This window comes from Ruegeria sp. YTSC230 (assembly GCF_059609665.1).
In genome coordinates this window covers 88,361-112,545 of sequence record NZ_JBXWMC010000002.1, presented here as the reverse complement: position 1 = coordinate 112,545, position 24,185 = coordinate 88,361, and the positions used below count along the sequence as shown (strand labels likewise).

The following is a 24,185-nucleotide window of genomic DNA, read 5'->3' as shown; positions in this document are numbered from 1 at the left end:
AATCCCCTCAGTCAAACAGCTTGTCACCTTCGAAGACGGGCGTGCCGTCGCGAAGGGATTTGATGTCACGCATAAGAGATTGGATCAGGCGCCAGATCATCAGCGCAAAACCGGTCGGCACCGCCATCAGGAACCAGACTTTGGACACCCGGAGGCCATCAGTCACTGACCCGAACTTGGCCGAGACGTGAACCGCCTCATATGACCAATAAAGCGCGATCACAGCGACGGCGAACATCACAAGATCGCCAAAGATGTACAGCAGGGCCTTGGGACGCGGCCCGAGGTAATGCATGACGACATCAATCCGGATATGCGCCCGCTCTTTGACCGCTGCCGCGGCACCGATCCAGGCCAAATAGATGAAGGAATACCGGACGATTTCTTCTCCCCAGATCGAGGAATAAGCGAAGATTTCGCGCCGCAGAACCTCGATGGCCATGGTGATGACCAGCATCACGTAGAACACCAGCAGCAGCCAGCGCTCGGCGTTGCGATCAATATTTCGGAGTAAGGTCATCGTGTTCCCTCGGCGACAGAACAGTCAGGCGCGGCCTTCTGTTTCGGGCCCTTTCAGGCCTGACTGCTGTTGAGTGATTGCGGACGTCTAAAAGACGCCCGCCGGTTTAGGTCATGCGTCGTGGACGTAGTACTTGCCTTGCGTCCCGGCCGCCTCGACAAGTTTCTCAAATGCGTCCATCGACCCGGCCAACTCTGTCTTGAACGGATCCCAATCGGCGTTTTGGTAGCCGCCGACACTTTCCCATTCAGCCAGTTGATCCGCGTTGAGCGAATGGAATTCCACTCCGGCCTTGTTCAGTTCGGCCATGGCAAAGGCACGGGCCGAGGGAACTTTGGAAAGGTTCTGATGGCTGGTCATTTCCGAACCCCACATGATGCCTTCCTGAACGTCCGGCGGCATCGAATTGAACCATTCGAGGTTACACGAATAAACCTGACTGTCCGGAACGGCCTGCGTAAAGGTCACGTGGCTGAGGATGTCCTTGAAGCCAAACACATACAGCGCTCCGACCGACGGATCGAGCGCATCCGCAACACCCTGTTTGATCGCCGATGGGGTCTCACCCCAGGCAACAGGTGTCGGGTTCGCGCCGACCATGCGGTAGTACTGCTGCAGCATTTTCGAGCCGGGCACGCGGAACTTCACGCCGCTCATGTCACCCGGCGTGATGATGGCATTACCACCCTGACGCACGGCAACGACGCGCGGGTCGATCACCACATAGAACAGGGCCTTGAAGCCGGCTGCTTCGACTTTCGGGTGTACTTCGTTCTGCCATGTGTCGGAATGCACAAGGTTGGTGAACCGCTGGTTCGAGCCGCACAGGTACGGCATATTGATAAGGTCTACTGTCGACGCGAACGGGGCGAAGTTGGACAGCGAATGCTGCGCCGCCTGAATGGTTCCGCCCTGCACTTTCTGCACCAATGCACCACCGGCACCCAGCTGACCACCCGGCGCAAGTTTGACGTACACCTTGCCGTTCGTCGCGTTCTGGATGTTTTCTTTCAGATCAAGCTGCATGATCGGATAGCTACGTGACGCGCCCAGTACATATGCGGTCGCGACCGTCATGACATGATCGGCGGCCTTTTCACGCTCACTTTCTTCTTTGGCTGTCTGCGCCACGGCCTCGGACGACCAAAGGACGCCGCCTGCACCTGCGACCAGCGCTGCAGTGAATGACCCACTGGCGCTGAGCTTCAGGAAATTACGGCGTTCGACGGACGCCAGTTCATTTCTGTCGTTTTTCATTTAGTGCCCTCCCAAGCAAAAAATTCAGCCATCCTTTTTTGCGTCGCGGACAGCTTCCCTTTTTAGAATTGCGACAACGAACAGGATCGACGCCGCGAACAGAACCAACATCTCTCCGACGTCACCAAGAAAGGCGCTGTTTGCAAAAGCCCCCAACGCCACGTTCGCAAAATAGACGGCAAACACGAGTGCGGACGCAGCCAGAAACATCTCTTGGACTCCCTTTTCAGATTCGGCCCAACGTCATTTGTAAGCGCTTACATGCAAAATGCAAGCGCTTACATAATTGCTTCCCTCTCACCGCAGTTGAGTTTAGAGTTATCAGCAAAAGCAAATTGCGAGTTTGGAAATGGCGAAATCCCGGTCGGCGCCGACACTGGATGATGTGGCAAAAATGGCAGGTGTTTCGACGGCCACTGTGTCGCGCTGCCTCAACAGTCCGGACCGGGTGGTCAAAGCTACCCGTGAACGCGTGCAGTCCGCGGTTGATGCGCTTGGGTACACGCCAAACTTTGCAGCCCGTGTAATGGCGGCCAAGCGGTCGTTCACCATCGGCGCGATCATTCCAACCATGGAAAACGCGATTTTTGCGCGGGGCCTTCAGGCATTTCAGGAGGAACTGCATCAGCGCGGCTATACGCTTTTGGTTTCAAGTTCGGCCTACAAACCGGAAATCGAAGAAGAACAAATCCGGACCTTGATTGCGCGTGGTGCTGACGGGTTGCTGCTAATCGGGCATGACCGCGATCCCGAGATCTATGACTTTCTGGACCAGCGCAATATTCCTGCTTTGGTCGCCTGGTCTTATCTGCCGGACTCCAAACTGCCTTCGGTCGGCTTTGACAATCGCGCGGCGATGTTCGACCTCGCCAGTCACGTTATTGGGTTGGGGCACACGCGGATCGGCGTGATCTCGGCTCGCGTTGACGGAAATGACCGCGCCCGTCTCAGGGTTCAGGGCATCCGAGAAGCAGTCGCTGATCGTGGGCTTGAGGCCAACAATCTGACCGTTATCGAAACGTCGTATGAAATCGAAAACGGCGCCAAAGCCTTTAGCGACCTGATGAACGCCACCACGCCGCCGACAGCAATCCTGTGTGGTAATGACGTGTTAGCCGCTGGTGCTTTGCGACAGGCGCAAAAAATGGGGCTCGATGTACCCGGCGATGTTTCGATCACGGGCTTCGATGATATCGAACTGGCCCGGATCGTCTCCCCGGCGCTGACCACAGTGCATGTCCCCCACCGTGAAATGGGGCATAAAGCAGCCCTGCAATTGATTGAGATGGTCGAAAACCAAACCGCAGGGACTGGCGAACAACTGGCGACGAGAATTGTAAATCGACCGTCGCTTGGCAAGCCCGCGTCGGGCTAAGCCGCTTCGCACTCCATCGTGCGGAAATCGTCTTTCAACCAAGGATGCTTGGCGCACATTGGGCGGGTAAAATGTTGCCGGATCAGTTTCACCATAACTTTCTGGATCAATTCCGAGGTCGTCACGGGATACACTTCGGTCGTGAACAGCGACACGGTTCGCACAAAATTTCTGCCGGGGAACGGCATTGCTTTGACGCTGTTATGGAACCGCTGGGTCCGGTGAAAACAGGCGGCCGTTGTGATCGCCCAACCGCTACCCTGGGCTACCAAACCGATGATCGACTGGTTGCATTCCAGTTCGAACCTGTTCGGCAAGCTGAACTTGCTACGCGCCAGCTGGATCTCGATTTGCTTCCCGATCACGTAGTCCCGAGAATATCGCAACAGGGGTAGATCCGCGTCCGGGTGAAACAACTCTTCGGGCGACCCTTCAAAACTGTTGGGAAGCACGACCAAAAACGGGTCGCGCATCAATGGGTACTCGATCAACCCTTCGGTTCGTCCCGGTGGTCGGGTGGCAACGCCCACATCCAGTTTGTGTTCCTGTAGCTTGGAGAGGATTTCGTGGCTGGGACGCGTATAGTGACGAAAATTGCAACGCGGCAATGCCTGCGCCAGAAACCGGACCATATCAGGCGCGATCTGGTTGTCAAAATCGTCAATAAGCGCCAATCGCAAGTCGGTCGCGTGTTGCCAGTTGCCCGTTCGTATTTCGGCCTCGCCCCGCTTTAGAACGGTCAAACCGTCGCGGACATACCGCGCAAAGACCTCGCCCGCGGGTGTCAGGCCCATGGGTCTGCGCCCATGATCGACCAGCTCGATACCAAGCGTGTTTTCCAAGCTGCGCAGGTGGTTCGAGACCGTGCTGATCGACAGACCCGTTTCGGACGCGACCTGTTGGATCGATCCGGATTTGGCGATCAATTGGAAGATTTCCAACCATCTCAGGCTCAGCGATTTGGACATGGGTGCCAATCATTGTTTCGATTTGCTCGAAACTAGCCAAGCAAAGATTTGACCGAACGGCAATGCTGAATTTGACTTTGGGTTCAGGCTTACGCCTTCATCCGGTCAAAGCCCGGGTCATATGGGCATGGCGGAATGACCGTTGCGTGCACCCTCTGCCCGCAGCTTTCCAATTCCATTTCGGAGCCTATGTCCTTGAAGACGGGGTCGACAAATGCATGCGCCAGGTTCAACCCGGTGCGGTGCCCCCATTCGCCTGACGTGACGGTGCCGACCACCTGATCCCCCTGCATCAAGGACGCTCCGGGATGTGCAGGACCCAGGGTCGAGGAGACCTGAAGTGCGGCAAGCTGTTTGCGAGGACCTTCCGATTGCCGTTTTATCAACGCGTCGCGCCCGACAAAATCACCCTTATTCAATCGGACGAACCTGTCCAATCCGGTTTCAAACGGATCGAACTCGGTGATCAGGTCTGCTTTCCAATGAAGGAAGCTCTTCTCCATCCGCATCGACTCAACGGCCCGCGCTCCGAACAGTTTCAATCCGTGCGCCTCACCTGCTTGCCGTAACGCCAGATAGGCCGCGTAGAGTGAGGCGTTGGGCACGTGTATCTCATAAGCCAATTCACCGGAAAAGCTGAGGTTCATGACTGTAGCCGGGGCGATGCCAACAAAGCACTCGCGCACACTGAGCCATGGAAAAGCCTCAGCCGACCAATCCGCTCGGGCGCTGGCCAACAGGACATCTCGCGCCTTCGGACCAGCGAGGACCAATATGGTTTGGTCATTTGTCAGACTACGCAGTTGAACGTCTTCATCGCCGTGCATGTGCAGACGCAGCCAATCCATGTCATGAAATTCGCTTGCTGCGGCTGAGCCATACCAGACACGCGCCTCCCCCCTATCGCTGGCCGGTATATTGGCCACAGTAGCCTCGGCTTTGATCATACCGTGATGGTTCAGCAGGTACCCCAGCCCAACACGCGCCTCGCGCCGGGTCACAAGCCCACAGAACATCCGGTCTAGAAAAGCATGCCGGTCGTTTCCAGTGATTTCGATCCGATTGAACCCGTTCACCTCGGCCAGTCCAACACCCGATTGCACATTCCGAACCTCAGCGGCGACCACGTCAAATGATTCGTCAAAACCGAAACTATGCGTCGGCGTGAACTCCGGCGAGGGTTTGAAATAATCCACCCTCTCCCACCCATTGACCACGGTGAACTCGGCCCCCTCCGCCGCCAGCACCGGCGTCAGAGGTGTGGTCTTGGCGGGACGTCCTGCAGGGCGATGTTCATGCGGAAAGTGGAACCGGAATTCGTTTTGATAATCTTCAATGGCCTTAAGCGCGGTCAATTCGACATTTGCATGACCAGTGAACCGCCGGGGGTCGAGGCACCACGTATCGTAACACGCCTCACCATGCACGATCTGCTGGGCTAGCAGCCACCCATGCCCACCCCCTTCGCCCAGCCCTGCGCGCAGGCCGATGATGCAAAAGGCGTTGCGTTTGCCGGGGATTGGGCCCACCAGCGGAGCCCCGTCGATCGTATAAGTAATCGGCCCATTGACCACGGTGTGAATACCAACCTCCATCAGCGCTGGCATCCGCGCGAATGCGCCCTCCAACACGTCCGTCACGCGATCCAGATCGTCGGGGCAAAGGGCGTTCACAAAGTTCGGATCAATCCCGTCCATACCCCAGGTTTTGCAGTCCTGTTCGTAAAACCCGAGCAACAGGCCGTTTTTTTCCTGCCGGCAATAATAATCGCTGATCGGACAACGCAGCAGCGGCATCCGGTGACCCGCGTCGCGTATCGCTTGTATCTCTTCGGTCAGGAAGTACTGGTGCTCCATCGACGAGACAGGATGATGAACGCCCATCATGGCACCGACTTCGTTTACGCGATATCCGCAGGCGTTGACCACGATGTCGCAATCGATGTCACCATGCTCGGTCTGCACAGTCCAGGTGTCGTCGGCGTGCTGCACCAGACCAGTCACTGGTGTATTCCGATAAACCTCTGCCCCTGCCTTGCGCGCCCGGCGCGCCAATGCCTGACACAACTGAGCGGGGTCAATATCGCCGTCCAAGGGGTCCCACAGCCCACCGATCAGGTTGTCGGTTGAAATCAGAGGGTGGCGGCGGGCGCATTCGTCCGCGTCAATCACCTCGAAGTGCACATCCATTCCCCGCGCCATGGATGCAAAGTGGCGATAGCCCTGCATCTGGCCTTCGGCGTTGGCGAGGCGTATCCCCCCATCCCCGTGGTGGTAGTTGATCGGATAATCCGGATCGTCGGCTAACTCCTTGTACAATTGGATCGAGTGCGTTTTCAGGCCCACCATCGTCTGGTTCATGCCAAAGTTCGTCACCTGCGCGGCCGAATGCCACGTCGTGCCCGAGGTCAATTCGTTCCGTTCGACCAGCACCACGTCGGTCCACCCCTCTTGCGTCAAATGATAGAGGGTCGAACATCCGGCGATGCCGCCACCTATCACAACGACTTTGGTACGCGACTTCATTGGCTTTGCTCCGTAAGATTTCGTCCAAGTTTTGCGGAAGAAAAGGCTTAGGCGACAACTGCGCAAATGCGGGTGCAGGAAAATCGAAACTGCGATTTCGGATTCTGAAAACGGCAATTCGCCTTTGATGCCGGGATGTTCCGCCCCTTACGGTGCAGGAAAGTGATAAAAGGGAATTGGACCGGATGTCATCAGAGGGTTCTAAACGCAGCGGCCGAAAAGCGCGGCATGCCCAGCGAGCAGCCAAACCGGTCGTAGACCCCTGCCCACCCGGCCAGAAGGGCGGCGCTTATAAACCTCTGAGCCAACGCGAGATCGAACAGATATACGATACAGCACTGCAGCTGTTGGAACGTTTGGGCATGGGAAACGTGCCAGACAAATTAGCGGCAGACCTCAAAGCCGCAGGTGCGCAGGCGGGTCAGCAAGACCGGTTGCTGTTCCCGCGTGAAATGGTTCAGCGCGCAATCGATACAGCCCCCAAAAGTTTCGTGCTCCATGGCCGGGACGAAAACCGCTCGATCGAGGTTGGCGGCGACCGCGTGTATTTCGGCACGGGTGGCGCCGCCGTTCAAACGCTGGACATCGATAGCGGCCTTTATCGCCCCTCTACCTTGGCGGATTTGCACGACTTCACCCGATTGCAGGACACGCTGGCCAATGTCAGCTGGTTCACCCGATGCTGCGTGGCCACAGACGTACCTGATGTATTCGATCTGGACGTCAACACCGCCTATGCGCTGGTGCGCAATACGACCAAACCAGTGGCAACATCGTTTACTCTGGCCGAACATGTCGGCCCCATTGTCGAGTTGCTGGATATCGTCGCCGGAGGGCCGGGTGAATTCACCAAACGCCCCTTTCTGAAAGCTCATATCAGCCCAGTGATTTCGCCACTGCGGTATGGGGAGGATGCGGTTGATGTCGTCTATGAATGCGTCGCCCACAACATTCCCATGTCGTGCATCACGGCGGCCCAGGCCGGTGCCACGGCCCCGGCGACTTTGGCCGGGTTTTTGGCGCAATCGCTGGCCGAGACATTGGCCAGCCTTGTCATGGTCTACGCGATCAGACCCGGATTTCCGATGGTGTTTTCCAATTGGCCTTTCATCGTAGACCTCAGGACCGGGTCTTTTGCCGGCGGCAGCGGAGAGACGGCTGTTTTGAACGCGGCCTCGGCGCAGCTCACGAACTGGTTAGGTTTGCCCTCGGGCGTAGCCGCCTCCATGACCGACGCAAAGGCTGTCGACGCGCAGTACGGCGTTGAAAAAGGCATGACATCGCTTGCCGCGGCACTGGCTGGGGGGAACCTGATCTATGAAAGCTCGGGAATGACCGCATCCTTGTTAGGCGCAAGTTTCGAGGGGTTTGTTCTGGACAACGAAATGCACTCACACACTTATCGGGCGCTGCGCGGGATTGAGGTGAGCGAGGAAAACCTGGGTTTTGACGCCATCTGCCATTCTGTTCTGGGTGACGGGCATTTTTTGGGAAGTGAACAAACCTATGCGGCGATGGAGCGGGATTACTTTTACCCCGAACTCGCCGATCGACAGGAGCCCCGCACGTGGCAAAACGATGGTGCCAAAGACGCGTGGTCATCTGCCCGGCATCACGCCAAAGAAGTTCTGGCCAGCCATCACCCAGAATATTTGAGCGCCGAACAGGATGCTGAAATTCGCAAACGATTCCGCATTCTGAGATAAAAACCACAGAGCATTCCCAACACTTCATTGGGCCGCTAGGGTCCAATGGGAATTGCGCGAAGGATAAGGCCATGACCGATTCATTTTTTCAGCCGGTATCGGCGATGGAGCTGGCCCGGTTTGCCGGCATCCCCTCGTTCATGCGTTTGCCCAGCCTGGACCTGGATCACGAACGGATTTTAGATGTTCAGGTCGGTCTCATCGGCATCCCGTGGGATGGCGGCACTACCAATCGCCCTGGCGCGCGGCATGGTCCGCGACAATTGCGGGACTATTCCACGATGATCCGCGCGATGAACCCAGTCACAGGCGTCGCGCCGTTCTCAATGGTCAATTGCGCCGATCTTGGCGACGTTGCGCCCAATCCGGTTGATATCGAAGATACTCTGAACCGGGTTAAGGATTTCTACTCGACCCTACAGGCAAAAGGCATTGTTCCGCTCACCGCTGGCGGGGACCACCTGACCACCCTGCCCGTTTTGCGTGCGCTTGCCGCCGAAGGCCCCATTGGCCTGATCCAGTTCGATAGTCACACAGACCTGTTCGACAGCTATTTTGGGGGCCATAAGTTCACCCACGGCACTCCGTTTCGGCGGGCGGTAGAAGAAGGACTGGTCGACCCCAAACGCTTTGTTCAGGTTGGCATCCGGGGCACCGCCTACAACACCGAAGACATCGAGTGGGGCGAGGCACAGGGTATTCGCATCATCCGTATCGAAGAACTGTTTGATCGGGGCATCGACGACGTGATGGCCGAGGTGCGCGGTATCGTTGGGCAAGCACCAACTTATTGCACCTATGACATTGATTTTGTTGACCCAACCTACGCCCCTGGCACCGGAACGCCCGAGATCGGCGGACCAAACAGTTTTCAGGCGCAGCAGGTCATCCGCCAGATGTCTGGCGTGAACCTGATTGGCGCTGATCTGGTCGAAGTATCGCCCCCATTCGATCCGAACGGAGGCACCGCGTGGCTGGGCATTTCGCTGATGTTTGAACTGCTCTGCGTTTTGGCGCAGGCCGTGGACGCACGGCGCTAGCTGGCGTTTTCGGCGATCATCGAGATCATTTCGAACATCACCGCAGCTGCCGTTAGCGCGGTGATGTTGTTCGGGCTGTCCTTGGTTGGCATCATGCAAACGACGTCCCCGCCCACAATGTTCAACCCGCGCGCGGCACGAAGAATGCCGACAGCCTCGTCAATATCGAAACCCTTCTCGCCCGGTTCCAGATTGGACACGGCAGGCGCGACAGTGGGATCAAGGCAATCCAGATCGAACGTGATATAGACTGGGCGGTCCCCCAGCACTTCTTTGGTCTGAGCCACGACATCCGCCAGCCCGCGCTGGCGAAATTCAAGCATGGTGACGATGTTGTAGCCATAGTCGTAGGACGGCTGCAGCCAGTCCAAGCTTCGTGGATGGCCCCTAAGTCCGATTTGCATGGATCGCGTGGGGTCGACCTGCCCCTGATCCGCCAGATACGCGCCCCAATGGGCCGCTGATTTCTTCGCCCCCAGGAAATGATCGACCTTGGTGAAGACGTCAGTATGCGCGTCCAAATGCAGAAAGCTGACAGGCTCTCCACCAGCCAGTTTACCGCGACCCAGCGCTTGCACGATCCCGCCAGTGATGGAGTGGTCGCCGCCAATCGACACCGGGCGCGCACCGGCTGCATCGATGTCTTTGTAAAAAGCCGTAATCCGTTCGATGCAGTCTTCGTTATCATTTGCCCGCGGAAATGGAACGTCGCCCACATCTGCAATCTTCGCACAATTCCAAGGATCAATTTCAAACACCGAATGTACCCGCCGCTGTACGGCCGAGACATGCCGCAAAGCACGCGGGCCCAGATGCTGATCCCGCTCGGTTGTGCCGTTGCCTGCCGAATGCGGCACTCCGACCAAAGCGATGTCCTGCCCTTCGGGACCCTGATTGGGGCACCGAAATAGGGTCGGTATCCCCCACCAATATAGATTGTCCATCATAGACTGTTCGTAACGGTCGGTCATCTGCGTCTCCGGTGAAAGAAAAACACCCCCGATGTGAACCGGGGGCGTTTGCGTTCAGAGTTTTTCGTCTTCTCGGCGGAAGGCGCCTTGCACGATACGGTCCATGACCATGGCCAGGAACAGGATGGCGAACCCACCCAGCAGACCCGGACCTTTGGCAGCGTATTGCAGCGCTTCAAGGATTTCCTTGCCCAGACCTCCACCGCCGATCAGCGAGATGATCACCACCATCGACAAGCACATCAGGATGGTCTGGTTCACGCCGGTCATGATCGACGGCAGGGCAAGCGGGATCTCAACATCCTTGAGCAACTGCCATTTCGATGCCCCAAAAGCCACGGCAGCTTCTTTTATGCTTTCCGGAACCCCGCGCATCCCCAGCGCGGTCAGACGAATGACCGGCGGCATGCCAAAGATGATCGTCGCCAGAATGCCCGGTGGGTTACCGGTGCCAAAGAAAGCGATGATTGGGATCAGGTAGACAAACGCCGGCAATGTCTGCATCAGGTCCAACACTGGTTCCGCCGCGCGATAGGCGCGTTTGGATTTACCAAACCAAATTCCCAGCGGAATGCCGAACACAACGCACAACAGCACCGCCGCGCCCACCAAGGCCACGGTTTCCATCGCCACATCCCAATACCCCAGAAGCGCGATATAGGCCAACGAAGACGCGGTGAAGATTGCCACCCTTGGCCCTGCCGCGCGCCACGCGGTCACACAGATCACCAACATCACAACCGGCCACGGGGAACCGATCAATGCCACCGTCAACGCATCCAGAACAGATCGCACACCCGCCACGATACCGTCGAATACATCCCCGCCGGCTGCGGCGGCTGCATCTATCTGCGCCTCCATCCAGCTTGCCAGATTTGAGAACAACGTTCCGTTGCCTTCGCCCAATATCATCGCGGAGACTTCCTGCTCGGGGAATGCATCCAACAATGGGAGTGAGGCGTTGACGGTGAATTTGTACACGATCAGTGGGCCAATTGCGGCCACCAAAACAGCACCCAGAACAGTGTTGCGGGTCGAGCGGCCGCTTTCGGTGCTGGCAGGATCTGTCCGCCAATTCGAGTACTGCTTTTCGTACACACGGTCCGCATAAAAACCTTGCGCAAGCTTGAAAACCAACAACATCAACAGGCCTGTAACCATGATGCCAAACGCCTCAGACTGGGCGGACGCCGCTTTCTCAAAACTGGCATCTGCGGCCTTCTGGATATTCGCTGCCAACTTGTTGAACCGGTCAATGTCCGCCTTTTCGGTGGCCGCAGTCGCACGTTCCAATAGCTCGTTCGCGCGGGTCTGCTGACGTTCAGCCCGTTCGGCCAGATCAGCGCCGGGGTTGCCCCAGGCACCGCGGCCGATCTGAACCCAGGCGATGATTTCCAGGATCAGGAAAGTCCAGAACATCCCCCAGATCGCGCGGGACGCAGACCAGAATGGTCCCAAAACAGCCGCCCAGATGTTGAAGGTATTGGGAATACCGCTGGTCGCGTCATGAATTTTGTGAAACGCGTTGACGTAGTAGTCGCCGTTTGGCCCGGTAAATTCGTGGATCGAGCGGTCCAGCGCCTCGCGGTCGACTTCGATATCCGAGGCGGCCGTGACTTTTACTTCCGTGGTTGCATCAGTCATTTTTGCCCCCCTGAATTCCGCGCAGCAAACGCGGTTTAGTGACCACGCCTACATCAGCGCCAGCATCGGTAATGATGACCGGAAGGTCCGTATTGACGGCAAGGTCGATCAACTGGTCCAAATCCGCCCCTTCATCCGCGCGTGGTGCGCCATCGGTCGGGCCAGAGTAACTTTCGATCGGCTCCATGATCGAATGCGCCTTGACCAGTTTCAGCTTGGAAATGCCCTGCACGAACTCTCGCACGTAATCGTCTGCCGGGTTCATGACGATGTCTTCCGGCGTACCTATCTGCACAATGACACCGTCTTTCATGATGGCGATGCGATGGCCTATGCGAATGGCCTCGTCCAGATCGTGCGTGATGAACAGCGTCGTCTTTTTCAATTGCGCCACCAGTGCTTTGAACTGGTCCTGCAATTGCAGGCGGATCAGCGGATCAAGGGCTGAAAACGGCTCATCCATCAGCAGGATCTCGGGGTCCGAGGCCAGCGCGCGGGCAATCCCAACACGTTGCTGCATGCCGCCCGACAATTCTTTGGGCAGGCGGTCTTCGTAGCCCGTCAGGTCTACCAACCCTAATGCGTGATCCGAAACCGCCCAGCGTTTCGATTTCGACACTTTGCGGATTTCCAGCGGGTAGGCGACATTATCGCGAACCGAGCGGTGCGGCATCAGTGCCATGTGCTGAAACACCATCCCGATTTGCATGGCCCGAATGCGACGCAGCTCGGCCTCGGAAATCTTGGAGACATCCTGCCCCAGAATTTCGATCTTTCCGGCGGTCGGTTCGATCAGGCGATTGACGTGTCGTACCAGCGTAGATTTGCCAGAGCCTGACAGGCCCATGATGCAGAAAATCTCGCCCCTTGGCACTTCGAAGGACGCGCCCTGCACGCCAACAACACAATTGAATCTTTCCAAAACTTCAGGCTTTCCGATGCCTTCATTCCGGACGGCTTCCATGGCTTCTTCGGCTTTTGCGCCAAAGATTTTCCAGACATCCGTCAGTTTAACGACTGTTTCGGTCATTTTTGTCCCTTTGGTGCAAAACAGGCCGCCGGGGCTGTCCCGACGGCCTGCCAGAGTTTCAATTCCGGTGGGCGTCAATCAATTTGACATCCAGCCCAGAACGGCATCTTCGTTCGCACCGACCCATTCCTCGGCATAAGCCAAAGGCTCTTGGCCTTCGATCACCAATGCAAAGGTCATCGCCGAAACCGTGTCCGTATCCAGTTTCATGTTGGACAGCATGGTCGCCACTTCCGGATATTCTTCCTCAAGCGACTTTGCGAAGTGCAAATGCAGGTAGGCAAGATCCCAGGCAACGCCGGCCTCGGATTTTTCCAGCCAATCTGGGTCGTCTGTGGGCTGCAGCACGTTCCACTTGGCCGCGTCGTACGCCGGTTCTTCCAAGATCTGCATGTCATGCAGGGCAAACACATAGTGCGGCGTGTAGCAGAACCCTACCCAAGGCTCGCCAGCTTTGATTGCATTGTCGAGATTCGCGTAAGCCACTGTCTCGTCAATTTCTGTCAGTTCAAAAACTTGGTCATAACCGTAGGATTTGGCCCGAATTTTTTCGACGTTGGTCGACGCCCATCCCGGCGCACCGATCCATAGCTCACCCTGCCCGTCACCGTTGCTGTCGAACAGCGCTGCATTGTCGGGATTTGTCAGGTCTTCAATGGACGTAATGCCATGTGCTTCGGCGGTTGCCTTGTCGACGCACATACCCTGAAAGGCTTCAACGCCATTCGCGTTGAACGTAACCGTACCCTTATCTTTTACGTAGGTATCATGCAGGTTTTGCTGGTTGGGCATCCAAACTTCGGGGTGTACGTGCATGGCACCGGAGTCCATTGCCTCGAACACAATCGGGTTGGTGCCATTCTGAAGTTCAACCTCAAGACCGAGGTTCTGTTCGATCGCGACCTTCAAAATATGTGCCGTCGCATTTACCGAAGGCCAGTTCGGCACGCCGATCACGATATCAGCAGCAAGGACGGGTCCGGCGATCACAACGGATGCGCCTCCCAGTAACGTGGCTAGTTTCTTCATTTGTGTCTCCATGTTGGGCGTCTGCGGCGCTGTTTTTCTATGCCCGAGGGCCGTGCTGCACCTTTCAAACAAAGTCGGAAAGCCGATGCTTTCCCATTTTTGGGTCAGCCGCACGATGCGCCGACCCGGCAAGAAAAATTGAAACATGGCGACGCGTCACCCATCAAGCGTTACGTCCAAGAAGCACTCAAATTCGATATTATCATAGAAATGTTTCGGCTTTGTCGAAAATTGGCCGTGAACTCGTACTCTGCCATCAGGCAGCGCCCAGTTCCAGAATGTAAGCGACCGCCTCTTCGGTCAGATGCTTGAACCGCGCATGTTCACTGACATAGAGGCAGACCTGGCGCTGATCGGGCAAATCCGCAATTTCGCGAAACGCCGTCGCCTCGGGCATGAAACTGGCGACCGATTGCGGCAACACCGTTACCCAATCCCCGGTCTTGACCATTGTGATAAGGGAATGGGTGTTGTGAACAGTAACATCCGCCTGCGCTTCGGATGCCCGGAACTTGGGCGATTGAATCAGATCGCACAGCGCGTTTCGTATAAACGGAAGTGTCAGGACTTCGTCAATTGTTGGCGTATTTGGCTGTCGTATCAATCGGTGATCAGAGGCGCATACCAGCCCAAACCTGTCTTCGAACAACGGAAGCGACCGAACTCCGTTCAGCGCGTGCTGACCTGAGGCGATGCCAATATCCGCTTTACCCTCAACCAGTGCGTCCAATACCTGCTGAGTATCTGTGTCGCGCAATTCGACTTTTACTCCGGGAAAGCGTTCTGTGACATAGGCCAGAACCTTAGGAAAAATCAGCGCCGCAACCGATGGAACGGACGCGATGCGCAGCAACCCGTGCTCTGCTTTTGCTGCGGCCATTATATCCAAGACGGCCTGATCGAATTGGCGGACTTGTTTCAAAGCCACTTCGAAAACCTGTAACCCCAACGGGGACAACTGGTTTTTGCGCTCTCCTTCAAAGAGCTTTTTACCCAGATGATCCTCAAATTGCTTGAGGGTCATCGAGACCGCCGACTGCGTGCGGCCCAACCGGTCGGCCGCCTCGATCAGGTTGCCAGTTTGAGCGACGGTGCAAAAACACCGTAGGGTCTCGATCTTGATCGCCAAGCTTCACCTTTTTTGAAGTTTGCTCAATTTATTTGAGTTTGACTGATATCTACTCAAAAAGCCATTCTGCGCCAGACCAATTTTCATGACTCTGGGGCGCATCGTGACAAAACTGAACCTGATTGCTGGCGAATGGCTGGCGGGCGAGACCGAAATTGAAAACCGCAACCCTTCGGATCTGAGCGATCTGGTTGGCATGTTCGCACAGGCCAGCGCGGATCAGCTTGAGGCCACATTGGATCAGGCGCGTGTTGCACAGGCAGAATGGGAAGCCTACGGCCCCGAACGCAAGCAAGCGGTTCTGATGAATATCGGCAACGAGCTGATGTCGCGCGCCGAAGAGCTGGGCACCTTGCTTTCCCGCGAAGAGGGCAAGCCGTTGGCCGAAGGCAAAGGCGAAGTGTATCGCGCTGGTCAGTTCTTCACCTATTACGCAGCCGAATGCCTGCGCCAGATCGGTGAGAACGCCGACAGCGTCCGCCCCGGTGTTGAAATTGACGTCCGCCGCGAGGCCGTGGGCGTCGTAGCCATCATTAGCCCTTGGAACTTCCCGACCGCGACGGCCTCTTGGAAGATTGCTCCGGCGCTGTGCTATGGCAACGCAGTTGTCTGGAAACCCGCCAACATCACGCCGGCTTCTGCCGTAGCCCTGACCGAGATCATCGAACGTCAGGACATCCCCAAGGGTCTGTTCAGCCTTGTCATGGGGTCGGGCCGCTCGATCGGTCAGCGGCTGGTTGAAAGCCCCAAGGTCAACGCGATTTCCTTCACCGGTTCCGTTCCGGTTGGCAAAGGCATCGCCGCCGCTGCGATTCAGAACCTGACCAAAGTTCAGATGGAGATGGGATCGAAAAACGCGCTGGCCGTGATGGATGACGCCGGTCTGGATTTGGCGGTGACGCTGGCATTGGGCGGAGCTTTTGGCGGTACAGGTCAAAAATGTACCGCATCCTCGCGTCTGGTCGTTCATGCCGGTGTGCACGATGCATTTGTCGAAAAACTTGTCGCGGGTGCGCAGGCCATGAAAGTCGGCCACGCGCTGGAAGACGGCGTTCAAATGGGGCCGGTCGTCAGTGAACAGCAACTGAACGAAAATTTGGCCTATGTCGATCTGGGTAAATCCGAAGGTGCCGAGCTGGCCTGCGGTGGTCAGCGACTTGAGATGCCGCATGACGGTTTCTACATGTCCCCCGGCGTGTTCCTGAACACCAACAACGATATGCGGATCAACCGCGAAGAGATGTTCGCGCCGTTGACCAGCGTCATCAAGGTCGGCAGCTATGATGAAGCGCTGAGCGTGGTGAACGCAACCAACTTTGGACTGACTTCGGGCATCGTGACGCAAAGCCTTGCGCGCGCAACGCACTTCCGCCGCAACGCACGCACCGGTGTTGTCACAGTCAACCTGCCGACCGCAGGCACTGACTATCACGTTCCGTTCGGCGGGCGCGGCGACAGCTCTTACGGTCCACGCGAGCAGGGCAAGGCAGCGGCTGAATTCTATACCACTGTTAAAACAGCCTACATCAGCGCGGGAACACCGGTCTGATGCGCATCGACGGGCTGCAATACGCCAACTGGTCGGAGAAGATTTTTCGGCAGCTACGTGAAGGGGGCGTGGACGCAATACACGTCACCATCTCGTATCACGAGAACTTCCGAGAAACGGTTCTGAACTTTGAAAAGTGGAACCGCTGGTTTGAGCAATTTCCGGACCTGATCATGAAAGGCCGTTGGGCCAGCGACATCGACATCGCCCGGGAAACCGGGCGGACGGCTGTGTTCTTTGGCTTCCAGAACCCCTCGCCCATCGAAGATGATATCGGGCTGGTGGAAATCCTGCACGATCTGGGCGCGCGGTTCATGCAGCTGACCTATAACAACCAGTCTCTTCTGGCGACCGGTTGTTACGAGGCCGAAGACACCGGCATCACCCGTATGGGCAAACAGGTTATCAAAGAGATGAACCGTGTAGGCCTTGTCGTCGACATGAGCCATTCGGCGGATCGTTCGACAATCGAGGCCGCCGAGCTGTCCGAACGTCCCATCGCCATCACCCACGCCAACCCGCACGAATGGTCCCCGGCCCTGCGCAACAAACGTGATTCGGTGATCCGGGCAGTGACCGAAAACGGTGGGATGTTGGGCTTTTCGGTCTACCCTCATCACCTGAAAGACAAATCCGACTGCACGCTGGAGAGTTTTTGCGAGATGATCGCCCGTACGGCCGAAAAATACGGTGCACAACATCTGGGGATCGGCACCGACTTGTGTCAGGATCAACCCGACAGCATTGTCGAGTGGATGCGCGTTGGTCGCTGGACCAAGGAAATCGACTACGGCGAAGGTTCAGCCAGCAATCCCGGCTTTCCGCCGATGCCCAGCTGGTTCGAGGACAATCGCGACTTTGGCAATATCGAAACCGGGCTGCGCAACGTTGGCATGAACGCCGAAGAAGTTTCGGGCATCATGGGCGGCAACTGGTACGGCTTTTTCGATCAGAACTTTGGACCACGAACTGCATGAACCACGTCAGTACTGATATCCCGCGACGCGATCCTGCGCAGGTTATGCGCCTGTCGCGGCTGGGCTCGCTGCATCAGTGCAGACTCAGCTTCATGCGGCAACTGACCCGGCGTATGGCGCGTGAGAACTGGGCCTTTACGCGCCCTGTTTTTGAGATCGACGAAAACGGCGTCGGCCACGCTGTCTACACTGTGCAAGGTCCGGATCGCGCCTATTCGCTGGTTGCGTTTGCCCATGACCTGCCGCCCGAACAACGGTCGGACCGGGTGATCGCCGAGGCGTGGGACGCCACTTTCGCATTATTCGATGGCATCCCAACGGAAAACGACATTCAACGCCTGTCCCAAAACGTGCCTTTGCAAGAAGCCGGGCGCGTAAGCGAAAGCGAGCTGTCACTGTCCCGCGCCAACCGGTCCGTACGTTTGTGGAAACACGTGGTCGACAGGTTGGCTGCCGGACAACAGCCCGACTTGGAGCAAATCCATAAAGTTGGCTACCTGATGCGGACGACGGCCGTATACGGATCGGGCAAGTTCGGCGCCGCAGATCGCGAGAAGATAGCGAACCGACCAGAACTGCACGCACCGTTTCAGGCGGAAATGCTGTCGGTCTACCTGACGCGAACATTTGTCCGCGATCTGGTGCAACATATGGCCCTCGCCAAAGGCGGCATGCAGACAGCAGATCTGGACCCCGAGATTGCGCAGTGGCTGGGCATCGGTAACTCTACCGGCCTTGGCATGGCTCCGTTCATCGTAAACCACCCGGTACTGTTCAATAATTGGATTATGACGCGCGAAGAAGCTTTGGCGCGGGTGCGATCCCTGCAAACAGCGTCTGAGGATGAAGCCCGACACTTTCGTGAAATCTACGATCGTAGCAAACTGTCGATGTCGTGGTGGCGATCAGAGCATCCGGTCCAGATTGAGAAGCTTGCGTCGCTGAATGCCGATCTTGCGGCAATTACCAGCTACCTGGATCAGAATGACCTGAGGCAGGACCACCCGTGGGACAGGTTGATCCGATGGTCCGAAACCGCACTTGGCGAAGAAGGGCAGGAACTGCTCGCCTCACTTGTTCTGGAACCCTATGGCGATCTGGTGGATGGCCTGACCGGCTGTATGGCTGACGGGAATGCGCAGGCACAGGTTATCAACGGGGGCATGACCGTCGATCAGGTCCGCACCGCGATTCAGGACCGCTTTGGTTGGGCGTTGGATTTGGAATGGTCGGCGGAGGCAAACTGCGCGCGCGCCTGGTACGTGTCTGAAGAAAAACTGGAACCACGCTTGGGTGAACGGTTCGAGGAACCAATTGCCGAATACGAACAGCCCCTTGCCCCGGCCAGAGACGCCGCGCTGGCTTTCGCGGACCTTGAGAATTGGCAGGACGACAGGTCGATAGCCGAGTTCCTTCTGTGCCATCCTGAACACCGTCACACGATCCGGCGTGCGCAGATCGGCCTTGTCGCACCATATGGCGAGCTTCGCGACAACACGATCAGCGCTGGGGTCATGCCCATCGATATGCTTCGGGCCAAGTTATCCTTTTTTGGTGCTACGCATTTTGACCCACGCTCGGACCGCTGGGTGCGTATCTGCATGTACGCTGGCGCGCCCTACCCCGAAGATCTGAATGCCAAAACCGCAGATCTGTGGGTCTATCCGGAGCTTTCCCAATGAACGTCTCGCTGAATGAGGTCGAAGCCACCGCAAAGCGTGCGACCCGAGGAGCTGGATATAGCTGGGGACTTGCTGAGGAAGCCGCGAAAGCAACGCGCTGGCTGTGCGCGCACGGGCAAAACGGTACCGGTGCTTTGGCTCAGCTTCTGCAACTTGATTTGGCGAGCACACCAAAGACACACGCCCCGTCCGATCTGAGCGGCGAATGGCAGAGCGAAAACCAGCTGTGCCCATTGGTGACCGGCGCATTATTGTCCGATTGTGCCCACCGCCTGAATTCATCCCCGATAGCAATAAGAAACGTAGCCGTACCCGCACTGCTGCTTCCATTTGCGGCCAATGCCGCACGCGTTCTAGCGACCTGCGTGAGCGTAGATTATGACCACGCACTAGCGGAAACCGACGGTTTTGACTTGTCCCTGGACGCCCCGATCCCGGACCGGGCACATCAGGTATCTGTGCACCTTGGCGGCCAACTTACCGCCCCCGCCCCGCATCGAACACGGGCTGAACCCGATCCGACCGATTGGGCGGTACTAAACCGGTTCGCCCACCGCACATACGCCCCTGCCACCGAGGAATCCCGCCTGCGCGGGGCCGGAGCGGGCTTATCCGACAACGACTAAAGAGGCCCCTATGATTGAAACCCGTACCCTGACCCTTGAGCAGATCGAAGATCTCGCCTTCCGTGCGCTTGTTGCCGCAGGAACCGCTGAAGCCAACGCCCGGCCATTGGCCGTTGCGACGGCTGCAACCGAGGCGGATGGGGTTGCCAGCCACGGGCTGGCCTACATCCCGATATATTGCGAGCACGTCCAATGTGGGAAAGTGGACGGAACGGCCCAACCGGAACTGTCGCGCCCGCGCCCTGGCGCAGTGAATGTGGACGCAGAAACCGGCTTTGCCCATTCCGCAATTGATATGGGTTTTGAGGTCCTTATCCCAGCTGCACGTGAACAAGGGATCGCGGCACTGTCGATCCGCAACAGCTATAACTGCGGTGTCCTTGGCTACCACACATACCGGTTGGCGCAGGCCGGGTTGGTTGGGTTGGGGTTCACCAATGCTCCGGCTTCGATCGCGCCTTCGGGCGGTGCGAAACCCGTCGTCGGAACCAACCCTTTCTCGATCGCGGCACCGGGCGCGGACGGCCAGCCTGCCCTGCTGATCGACCAAAGCGCCAGCACGATTGCTAAAAGCGAGGTCATGAAACACGCGCGCGAAGGCAAACCGATCCCGGTTGGCTGGGCTCTGGACGCGGATGGCAACCCGACCACAGACCCCAATGTCGGCCTTAAGGGGTCGATGGCACCGTCAGGCGGTTACAAAGGTGTCGGTGTTGCCCTGCTGACCGAGGTCCTGGCCGCAGCTTTGACCGGAGCGACCCTTGGCATTAACGCCTCGCCCTTTTCCGGCACCGCCGGTGGGCCGCCCAAGACCGGGCAGTTCTTCATTGCGATAGACCCGACCGCCACCTCTGGCGATGCGTTTGCTTCGGGGATCAGCGAGTTGGTCGGCGCAATCCGCGCACAGAACGGAGCGCATCTGCCCGGCGATGGTCGAGGCGGCAAGCGCAGGCAGGCACAGACCGACGGCGTTGCAGTCAATGCGGCCACGCTGGATAAGATTGAGGCAATCATAGCCTAGCTATTCTGCCCAGGCCTGTCAGGTCGCCAGCAAACGGGTCGTTTGTCTGGCGACACATTCCAAATCACAGCGGATGCTGAAATGCTTTGGGTCATCCGACGTGATGAAATCGGTGAATTTCTCACCGGCCAGTGCTCCGATGTTTTCTGCAGGAATGCGGATGGTTGTAAGGCCAGGCTCGACGTCCGCTGAGCCTTTGAAATCTCCGATACCAATTATCGACAGATCATCTGGAACGCTTAATCCAAGTTTTTGGGCAGCGAACAGCGCCCCCTGTGCAATGACGTCATTGCCACACAGCAATGCCGTCGGACGTTTCGACGTCGTCAAAAGGGCCATGGCCGCCTGCTTGGCCTGAGAAACACTGTACGGCGCTTGGGTTTCATGCTCATCAGGTACGGAAACCCCCCGTTCGCCCAACGCATCATGCACAGCGGAAAGGCGGTGTTGCGCGCGGTCGTTCCCCTGAGTTTCGGGAAAGATCAGCCCGATGTCACGGTGCCCCAGATCTAGCAGGTGTTCGGCCGCCAATCGTCCGGCCAGATGGTTGTCCGCCCCCACACAAGGAAGGGGTGATTCTTCTGAGTAATTCCAGATTGCCAATGCGGGTATCTTTTGTTGCGTGATTAAGCGGTTGGTGGCGTCGGAATGTTCCAACCCGACCAGCGCCACACCGTCCACGCGATGTTCAAGAAACTTGCGAACCATCGCGTATTCCCGATCCAGGTCATACCCATGCGACACCAGCAACAGGCTAAACCCCGCTTTGTCGATCGAATCCGAAAAGGCCTGAATGACCTCGGAAAAAATGGCGTGGTTGATTGTGGGCACAACAAGGCCAATTGTTCCCGACCGTTTTCCATGCATCGTTTGGGCCGCGCGGTTGCGGATGTAACCCAATCGCTGCACGGCCTTGTTGATCTTTTTGCGAGTCGCCGGGTTGACCAGATCGGGGTGATTGAAAGTACGTGAAACCGTAGACGGCGACACCTTTGCAGCCTTTGCAACAGCTACAATATCCACCTTACCCTTTTGAAAGTTAGCCATAATTTTACCCTACCCGGTCAAATTTATGAAAACATTTGCAATACTATTTTCATCCCCTAACCTGATTTGTCAACAAAGGTAAAAGTGCGAACGGACGGGTTGGGAGGCCCAGGATGGAATTCATTTACTACTTCGGAGATGTGTTCACGCCGATGTCGTTCCTGCTGCTTTTGGGCGGCACGATCGGAGGGTTAATTCTGGGCGCGACCCCCGGCCTGTCACCAACGATGGCGGTGGCCCTGTTGATCCCGTTCACCTTCCAACTTGAGGCCGCGCAAGGCCTGATCCTGCTGGGGGCAGCCTATACCTCGACCGTGGCTGGCGGCGCGGTCAGCGCCATCCTATTGAAGATCCCTGGCGCTCCGGCGAATATCGCCACCACTCTGGATGGCCACACGATGGCCAAAAAGGGCGAAGGTGCCCGCGCCTTGCAGCTGTCTTTTCTGGCATCGGCCGTGGGCGGAATCTTTGGCGTTCTGCTGCTGATCTTCCTGACGCCCGTTTTGGCGCAATGGGCGCTTGCCTTTGGCCCGTCGCACCTGTTCTGGCTGGCCATTCTAGGGGTCACGGTGATTGGAACACTGGATTCCGCGTCGGTGGTCAAAGGGCTGCTGTCCGGATGTATCGGGTTGTGGCTGGCCACGATCGGGTTCGACGACATCATGGGTGCACAGCGCTTTATCTTTCATCCCGCGTTGGGCGGCGGTATCAACATCATCGCCGCGTTGATTGGCTTGTTTGCGATACCTCAGGTGTTGACCATGTTTGCCAAAGGGCGTCACAACACAGGTGCCGAAGTGATCGAAGTGCAACGCCACTCGATCCTGGCGGCGTTCAAGGAACTGTTCAGCCGCACGCGCGCGCTGAGCATCGGCACGCTGACGGGCTCGATCATCGGCCTGATCCCCGGTGTCGGTGGGCAAATCGCGGGCCTTGTCGCCTATGACCAGACCAAGAAGTTCTCGTCGGAAAAAGAAAAGTTCGGCACCGGCCATTCCGAGGGTGTCATCGCCGCGGAATCCGCAAACAACGCGATGGTCGGCCCCTCGCTGGTCCCGCTGCTGACGCTGTCCATCCCCGGCAGCCCGACCGCCGCCGTGCTGTTGGGCGGGTTGCTGATCCACGGGATTTTCCCGGGCTCGGACCTGTTTGATAATCACCCCGACGTCGCCTGGACCTTCATCAACTCGATGCTGATTGGGCAGGTTCTGATGTGTATCTTCGGCCTCTATGTCGCGGGTCTTGCCGCTCGCGTCGCACAGGTTCCGCAATCGGTTATGGCCGCCATCGTTCTGGCCCTTTCGGTCTTTGGCGCATACTCGGTTCAGGGTTCGATGGGCGACGTATACGTGATGGCGTGCCTCGGCATCGGCATGTTCTTTTTGGAACGCTTCGGTTTCTCGGCTGCACCGTTGGTACTGGGCCTGATCCTCGGGCCAATCGCCGAGGCCAACTTCATCCAGGGTGGAATGATCGCTGACGCGACCGTCGGCAAGGCTTCGTACTTCATGACCGGTGGATTGAACCTGTTCCTGATCGCAGTGGTACTGGCCTCGATCGCCTATTCGGTTTGGATGGAACTGCGCAGCCGCCGCTACACAACCAAAGAGGAGGCACAGGCATGAACCGCTCACAGCACGTATTCGGGTCAGGTCTGGTCTTTGCAGTTGGCCTGTGGGTCGCATGGGTCAGTTACACGCAACAACCCGCCGAGGCATTCCTGTTCCCACGCCTGATCGCAACGGTCTTTGTGGTTCTGGCCGGATGGACATTTGGCAAAGCAGTTATGGGTCTGTCCAAGGTCGGAAACGGCGTGACGCGGACGATGTTCGTGAACATGCTGCCGGGACTGATCATCACGCTGATCTACGTATTTTGGGCGGCGAAGACGCTGGGGTTCTACACCGCAACAACCATCGCCTTTTTTACCCTGCTGTCGATCTACGACCCCGCCCCCCATTCCGAGGTCAAAACCTGGATCAAACGCGGGATCATTACGGCGGTCTTTGTGGCGGTTATGTACGGGCTCTTTGCCATGCTTTTGAACGTCTACACACCAAGAGAAATTCTGTTCTGAACACGCAAATGC

At 57.3% G+C, this 24,185-nt stretch carries 21 protein-coding genes; 10 read left to right on the top strand and 11 right to left on the bottom strand.

Annotation, left to right across the window (positions count from 1 at the left end):
* Nucleotides 1–7: 7 nt before the first annotated feature.
* The 3 genes from AC2FD9_RS04605 to AC2FD9_RS04595 form a co-directional block, all read right to left on the bottom strand.
* Complete coding sequence (locus AC2FD9_RS04605) at nucleotides 8–520, bottom strand: TRAP transporter small permease (protein ID WP_496835617.1); 513 nt, start codon at nucleotides 518–520, stop codon at nucleotides 8–10.
* A gap of 111 nt (nucleotides 521–631) precedes the next feature.
* The gene (locus AC2FD9_RS04600) at nucleotides 632–1,777 is read right to left on the bottom strand and encodes a TRAP transporter substrate-binding protein (RefSeq protein ID WP_058275419.1); all 1,146 of its coding nucleotides are present in this window, start codon (nucleotides 1,775–1,777) and stop codon (nucleotides 632–634) included.
* Nucleotides 1,778–1,801: 24 nt separating this feature from the next.
* The gene (locus tag AC2FD9_RS04595; protein WP_108860892.1) at nucleotides 1,802–1,987 is read right to left on the bottom strand and encodes a hypothetical protein; all 186 of its coding nucleotides are present in this window, start codon (nucleotides 1,985–1,987) and stop codon (nucleotides 1,802–1,804) included.
* A gap of 139 nt (nucleotides 1,988–2,126) precedes the next feature.
* On the opposite strand from AC2FD9_RS04595, the gene AC2FD9_RS04590 reads away from it, so the two are divergent.
* The gene (locus tag AC2FD9_RS04590; protein WP_282118895.1) at nucleotides 2,127–3,152 is read left to right on the top strand and encodes a LacI family DNA-binding transcriptional regulator; all 1,026 of its coding nucleotides are present in this window, start codon (nucleotides 2,127–2,129) and stop codon (nucleotides 3,150–3,152) included.
* Here the strand turns inward: AC2FD9_RS04590 and AC2FD9_RS04585 are convergent.
* Nucleotides 3,149–4,120 (bottom strand): LysR family transcriptional regulator, encoded by a 972-nt coding sequence (locus AC2FD9_RS04585; protein WP_496835614.1) that lies wholly within the window; start codon nucleotides 4,118–4,120, stop codon nucleotides 3,149–3,151. The genes AC2FD9_RS04590 and AC2FD9_RS04585 overlap by 4 nt on opposite strands.
* Before the next feature lie 89 nt (nucleotides 4,121–4,209).
* Nucleotides 4,210–6,645, bottom strand: a complete 2,436-nt coding sequence (locus AC2FD9_RS04580) for a GcvT family protein (protein ID WP_496835612.1) — start codon at nucleotides 6,643–6,645, stop codon at nucleotides 4,210–4,212.
* 185 nt (nucleotides 6,646–6,830) lie between these two features.
* Between AC2FD9_RS04580 and AC2FD9_RS04575 the strand changes: the two genes are divergently transcribed.
* Both AC2FD9_RS04575 and AC2FD9_RS04570 read left to right on the top strand, forming a co-directional pair.
* Nucleotides 6,831–8,351 (top strand): trimethylamine methyltransferase family protein, encoded by a 1,521-nt coding sequence (locus AC2FD9_RS04575; protein ID WP_496835611.1) that lies wholly within the window; start codon nucleotides 6,831–6,833, stop codon nucleotides 8,349–8,351.
* A 71-nt stretch (nucleotides 8,352–8,422) separates the two neighbouring features.
* Nucleotides 8,423–9,391: an agmatinase gene (locus AC2FD9_RS04570; protein WP_496835610.1), complete on the top strand. Its 969-nt coding sequence runs from the start codon at nucleotides 8,423–8,425 to the stop codon at nucleotides 9,389–9,391.
* Here the strand turns inward: AC2FD9_RS04570 and AC2FD9_RS04565 are convergent.
* The 5 genes from AC2FD9_RS04565 to AC2FD9_RS04545 all read right to left on the bottom strand — a co-directional run bounded on the left by AC2FD9_RS04565 (nucleotide 9,388) and on the right by AC2FD9_RS04545 (nucleotide 15,194).
* Entirely contained in the window at nucleotides 9,388–10,362 is a 975-nt protein-coding gene (locus AC2FD9_RS04565) for an arginase family protein (RefSeq protein ID WP_496835608.1), read from the bottom strand. The two genes, AC2FD9_RS04570 and AC2FD9_RS04565, sit on opposite strands and share 4 nt — an antisense overlap.
* Before the next feature lie 54 nt (nucleotides 10,363–10,416).
* Nucleotides 10,417–12,006, bottom strand: coding sequence for an ABC transporter permease (locus AC2FD9_RS04560; protein WP_058275411.1), 1,590 nt, complete (start codon nucleotides 12,004–12,006; stop codon nucleotides 10,417–10,419).
* Complete coding sequence (locus AC2FD9_RS04555) at nucleotides 11,999–13,036, bottom strand: quaternary amine ABC transporter ATP-binding protein (protein WP_058275713.1); 1,038 nt, start codon at nucleotides 13,034–13,036, stop codon at nucleotides 11,999–12,001. The genes AC2FD9_RS04560 and AC2FD9_RS04555 overlap by 8 nt, the downstream gene beginning before the upstream one ends.
* Nucleotides 13,037–13,114: 78 nt before the next feature.
* The gene (locus tag AC2FD9_RS04550) at nucleotides 13,115–14,065 is read right to left on the bottom strand and encodes an ABC transporter substrate-binding protein (protein WP_282118889.1); all 951 of its coding nucleotides are present in this window, start codon (nucleotides 14,063–14,065) and stop codon (nucleotides 13,115–13,117) included.
* A 256-nt stretch (nucleotides 14,066–14,321) separates the two neighbouring features.
* Complete coding sequence (locus AC2FD9_RS04545; RefSeq protein WP_058275410.1) at nucleotides 14,322–15,194, bottom strand: LysR family transcriptional regulator; 873 nt, start codon at nucleotides 15,192–15,194, stop codon at nucleotides 14,322–14,324.
* A gap of 85 nt (nucleotides 15,195–15,279) precedes the next feature.
* Here AC2FD9_RS04545 and AC2FD9_RS04540 point away from each other — a divergent pair, with 85 nt between their 5' ends.
* Genes AC2FD9_RS04540 through AC2FD9_RS04520 form a run of 5 tightly spaced genes read left to right on the top strand, consistent with a single transcriptional unit; the run spans nucleotide 15,280 to nucleotide 21,049 of the window.
* Nucleotides 15,280–16,743 carry an aldehyde dehydrogenase family protein gene (locus tag AC2FD9_RS04540; RefSeq protein WP_496707027.1) on the top strand — a complete coding sequence of 488 codons (1,464 nt, stop codon included), beginning with the start codon at nucleotides 15,280–15,282 and terminating at the stop codon, nucleotides 16,741–16,743.
* A complete protein-coding gene (locus AC2FD9_RS04535; RefSeq protein ID WP_496696353.1) occupies nucleotides 16,743–17,720 on the top strand; it encodes a membrane dipeptidase in 978 nt (325 codons plus the stop codon). The genes AC2FD9_RS04540 and AC2FD9_RS04535 overlap by 1 nt, the downstream gene beginning before the upstream one ends.
* A complete protein-coding gene (locus AC2FD9_RS04530) occupies nucleotides 17,717–19,402 on the top strand; it encodes a hypothetical protein (RefSeq protein ID WP_496835605.1) in 1,686 nt (561 codons plus the stop codon). Before AC2FD9_RS04535 ends, AC2FD9_RS04530 begins: the two co-directional genes overlap by 4 nt.
* Nucleotides 19,399–20,028, top strand: a complete 630-nt coding sequence (locus AC2FD9_RS04525) for a DUF3726 domain-containing protein (protein ID WP_496835604.1) — start codon at nucleotides 19,399–19,401, stop codon at nucleotides 20,026–20,028. Before AC2FD9_RS04530 ends, AC2FD9_RS04525 begins: the two co-directional genes overlap by 4 nt.
* A gap of 10 nt (nucleotides 20,029–20,038) precedes the next feature.
* Nucleotides 20,039–21,049: an Ldh family oxidoreductase gene (locus tag AC2FD9_RS04520; RefSeq protein WP_496835602.1), complete on the top strand. Its 1,011-nt coding sequence runs from the start codon at nucleotides 20,039–20,041 to the stop codon at nucleotides 21,047–21,049.
* A gap of 18 nt (nucleotides 21,050–21,067) precedes the next feature.
* Here AC2FD9_RS04520 and AC2FD9_RS04515 read toward each other — a convergent pair whose 3' ends face one another.
* On the bottom strand, nucleotides 21,068–22,096 hold the full coding sequence (locus AC2FD9_RS04515; protein WP_496835601.1) for a LacI family DNA-binding transcriptional regulator: 1,029 nt from the start codon (nucleotides 22,094–22,096) through the stop codon (nucleotides 21,068–21,070).
* A 113-nt stretch (nucleotides 22,097–22,209) separates the two neighbouring features.
* Here AC2FD9_RS04515 and AC2FD9_RS04510 point away from each other — a divergent pair, with 113 nt between their 5' ends.
* Nucleotides 22,210–23,721 carry a tripartite tricarboxylate transporter permease gene (locus AC2FD9_RS04510; RefSeq protein WP_496725499.1) on the top strand — a complete coding sequence of 504 codons (1,512 nt, stop codon included), beginning with the start codon at nucleotides 22,210–22,212 and terminating at the stop codon, nucleotides 23,719–23,721.
* Entirely contained in the window at nucleotides 23,718–24,173 is a 456-nt protein-coding gene (locus tag AC2FD9_RS04505) for a tripartite tricarboxylate transporter TctB family protein (protein WP_496696361.1), read from the top strand. Before AC2FD9_RS04510 ends, AC2FD9_RS04505 begins: the two co-directional genes overlap by 4 nt.
* Nucleotides 24,174–24,185 lie beyond the last annotated feature (12 nt).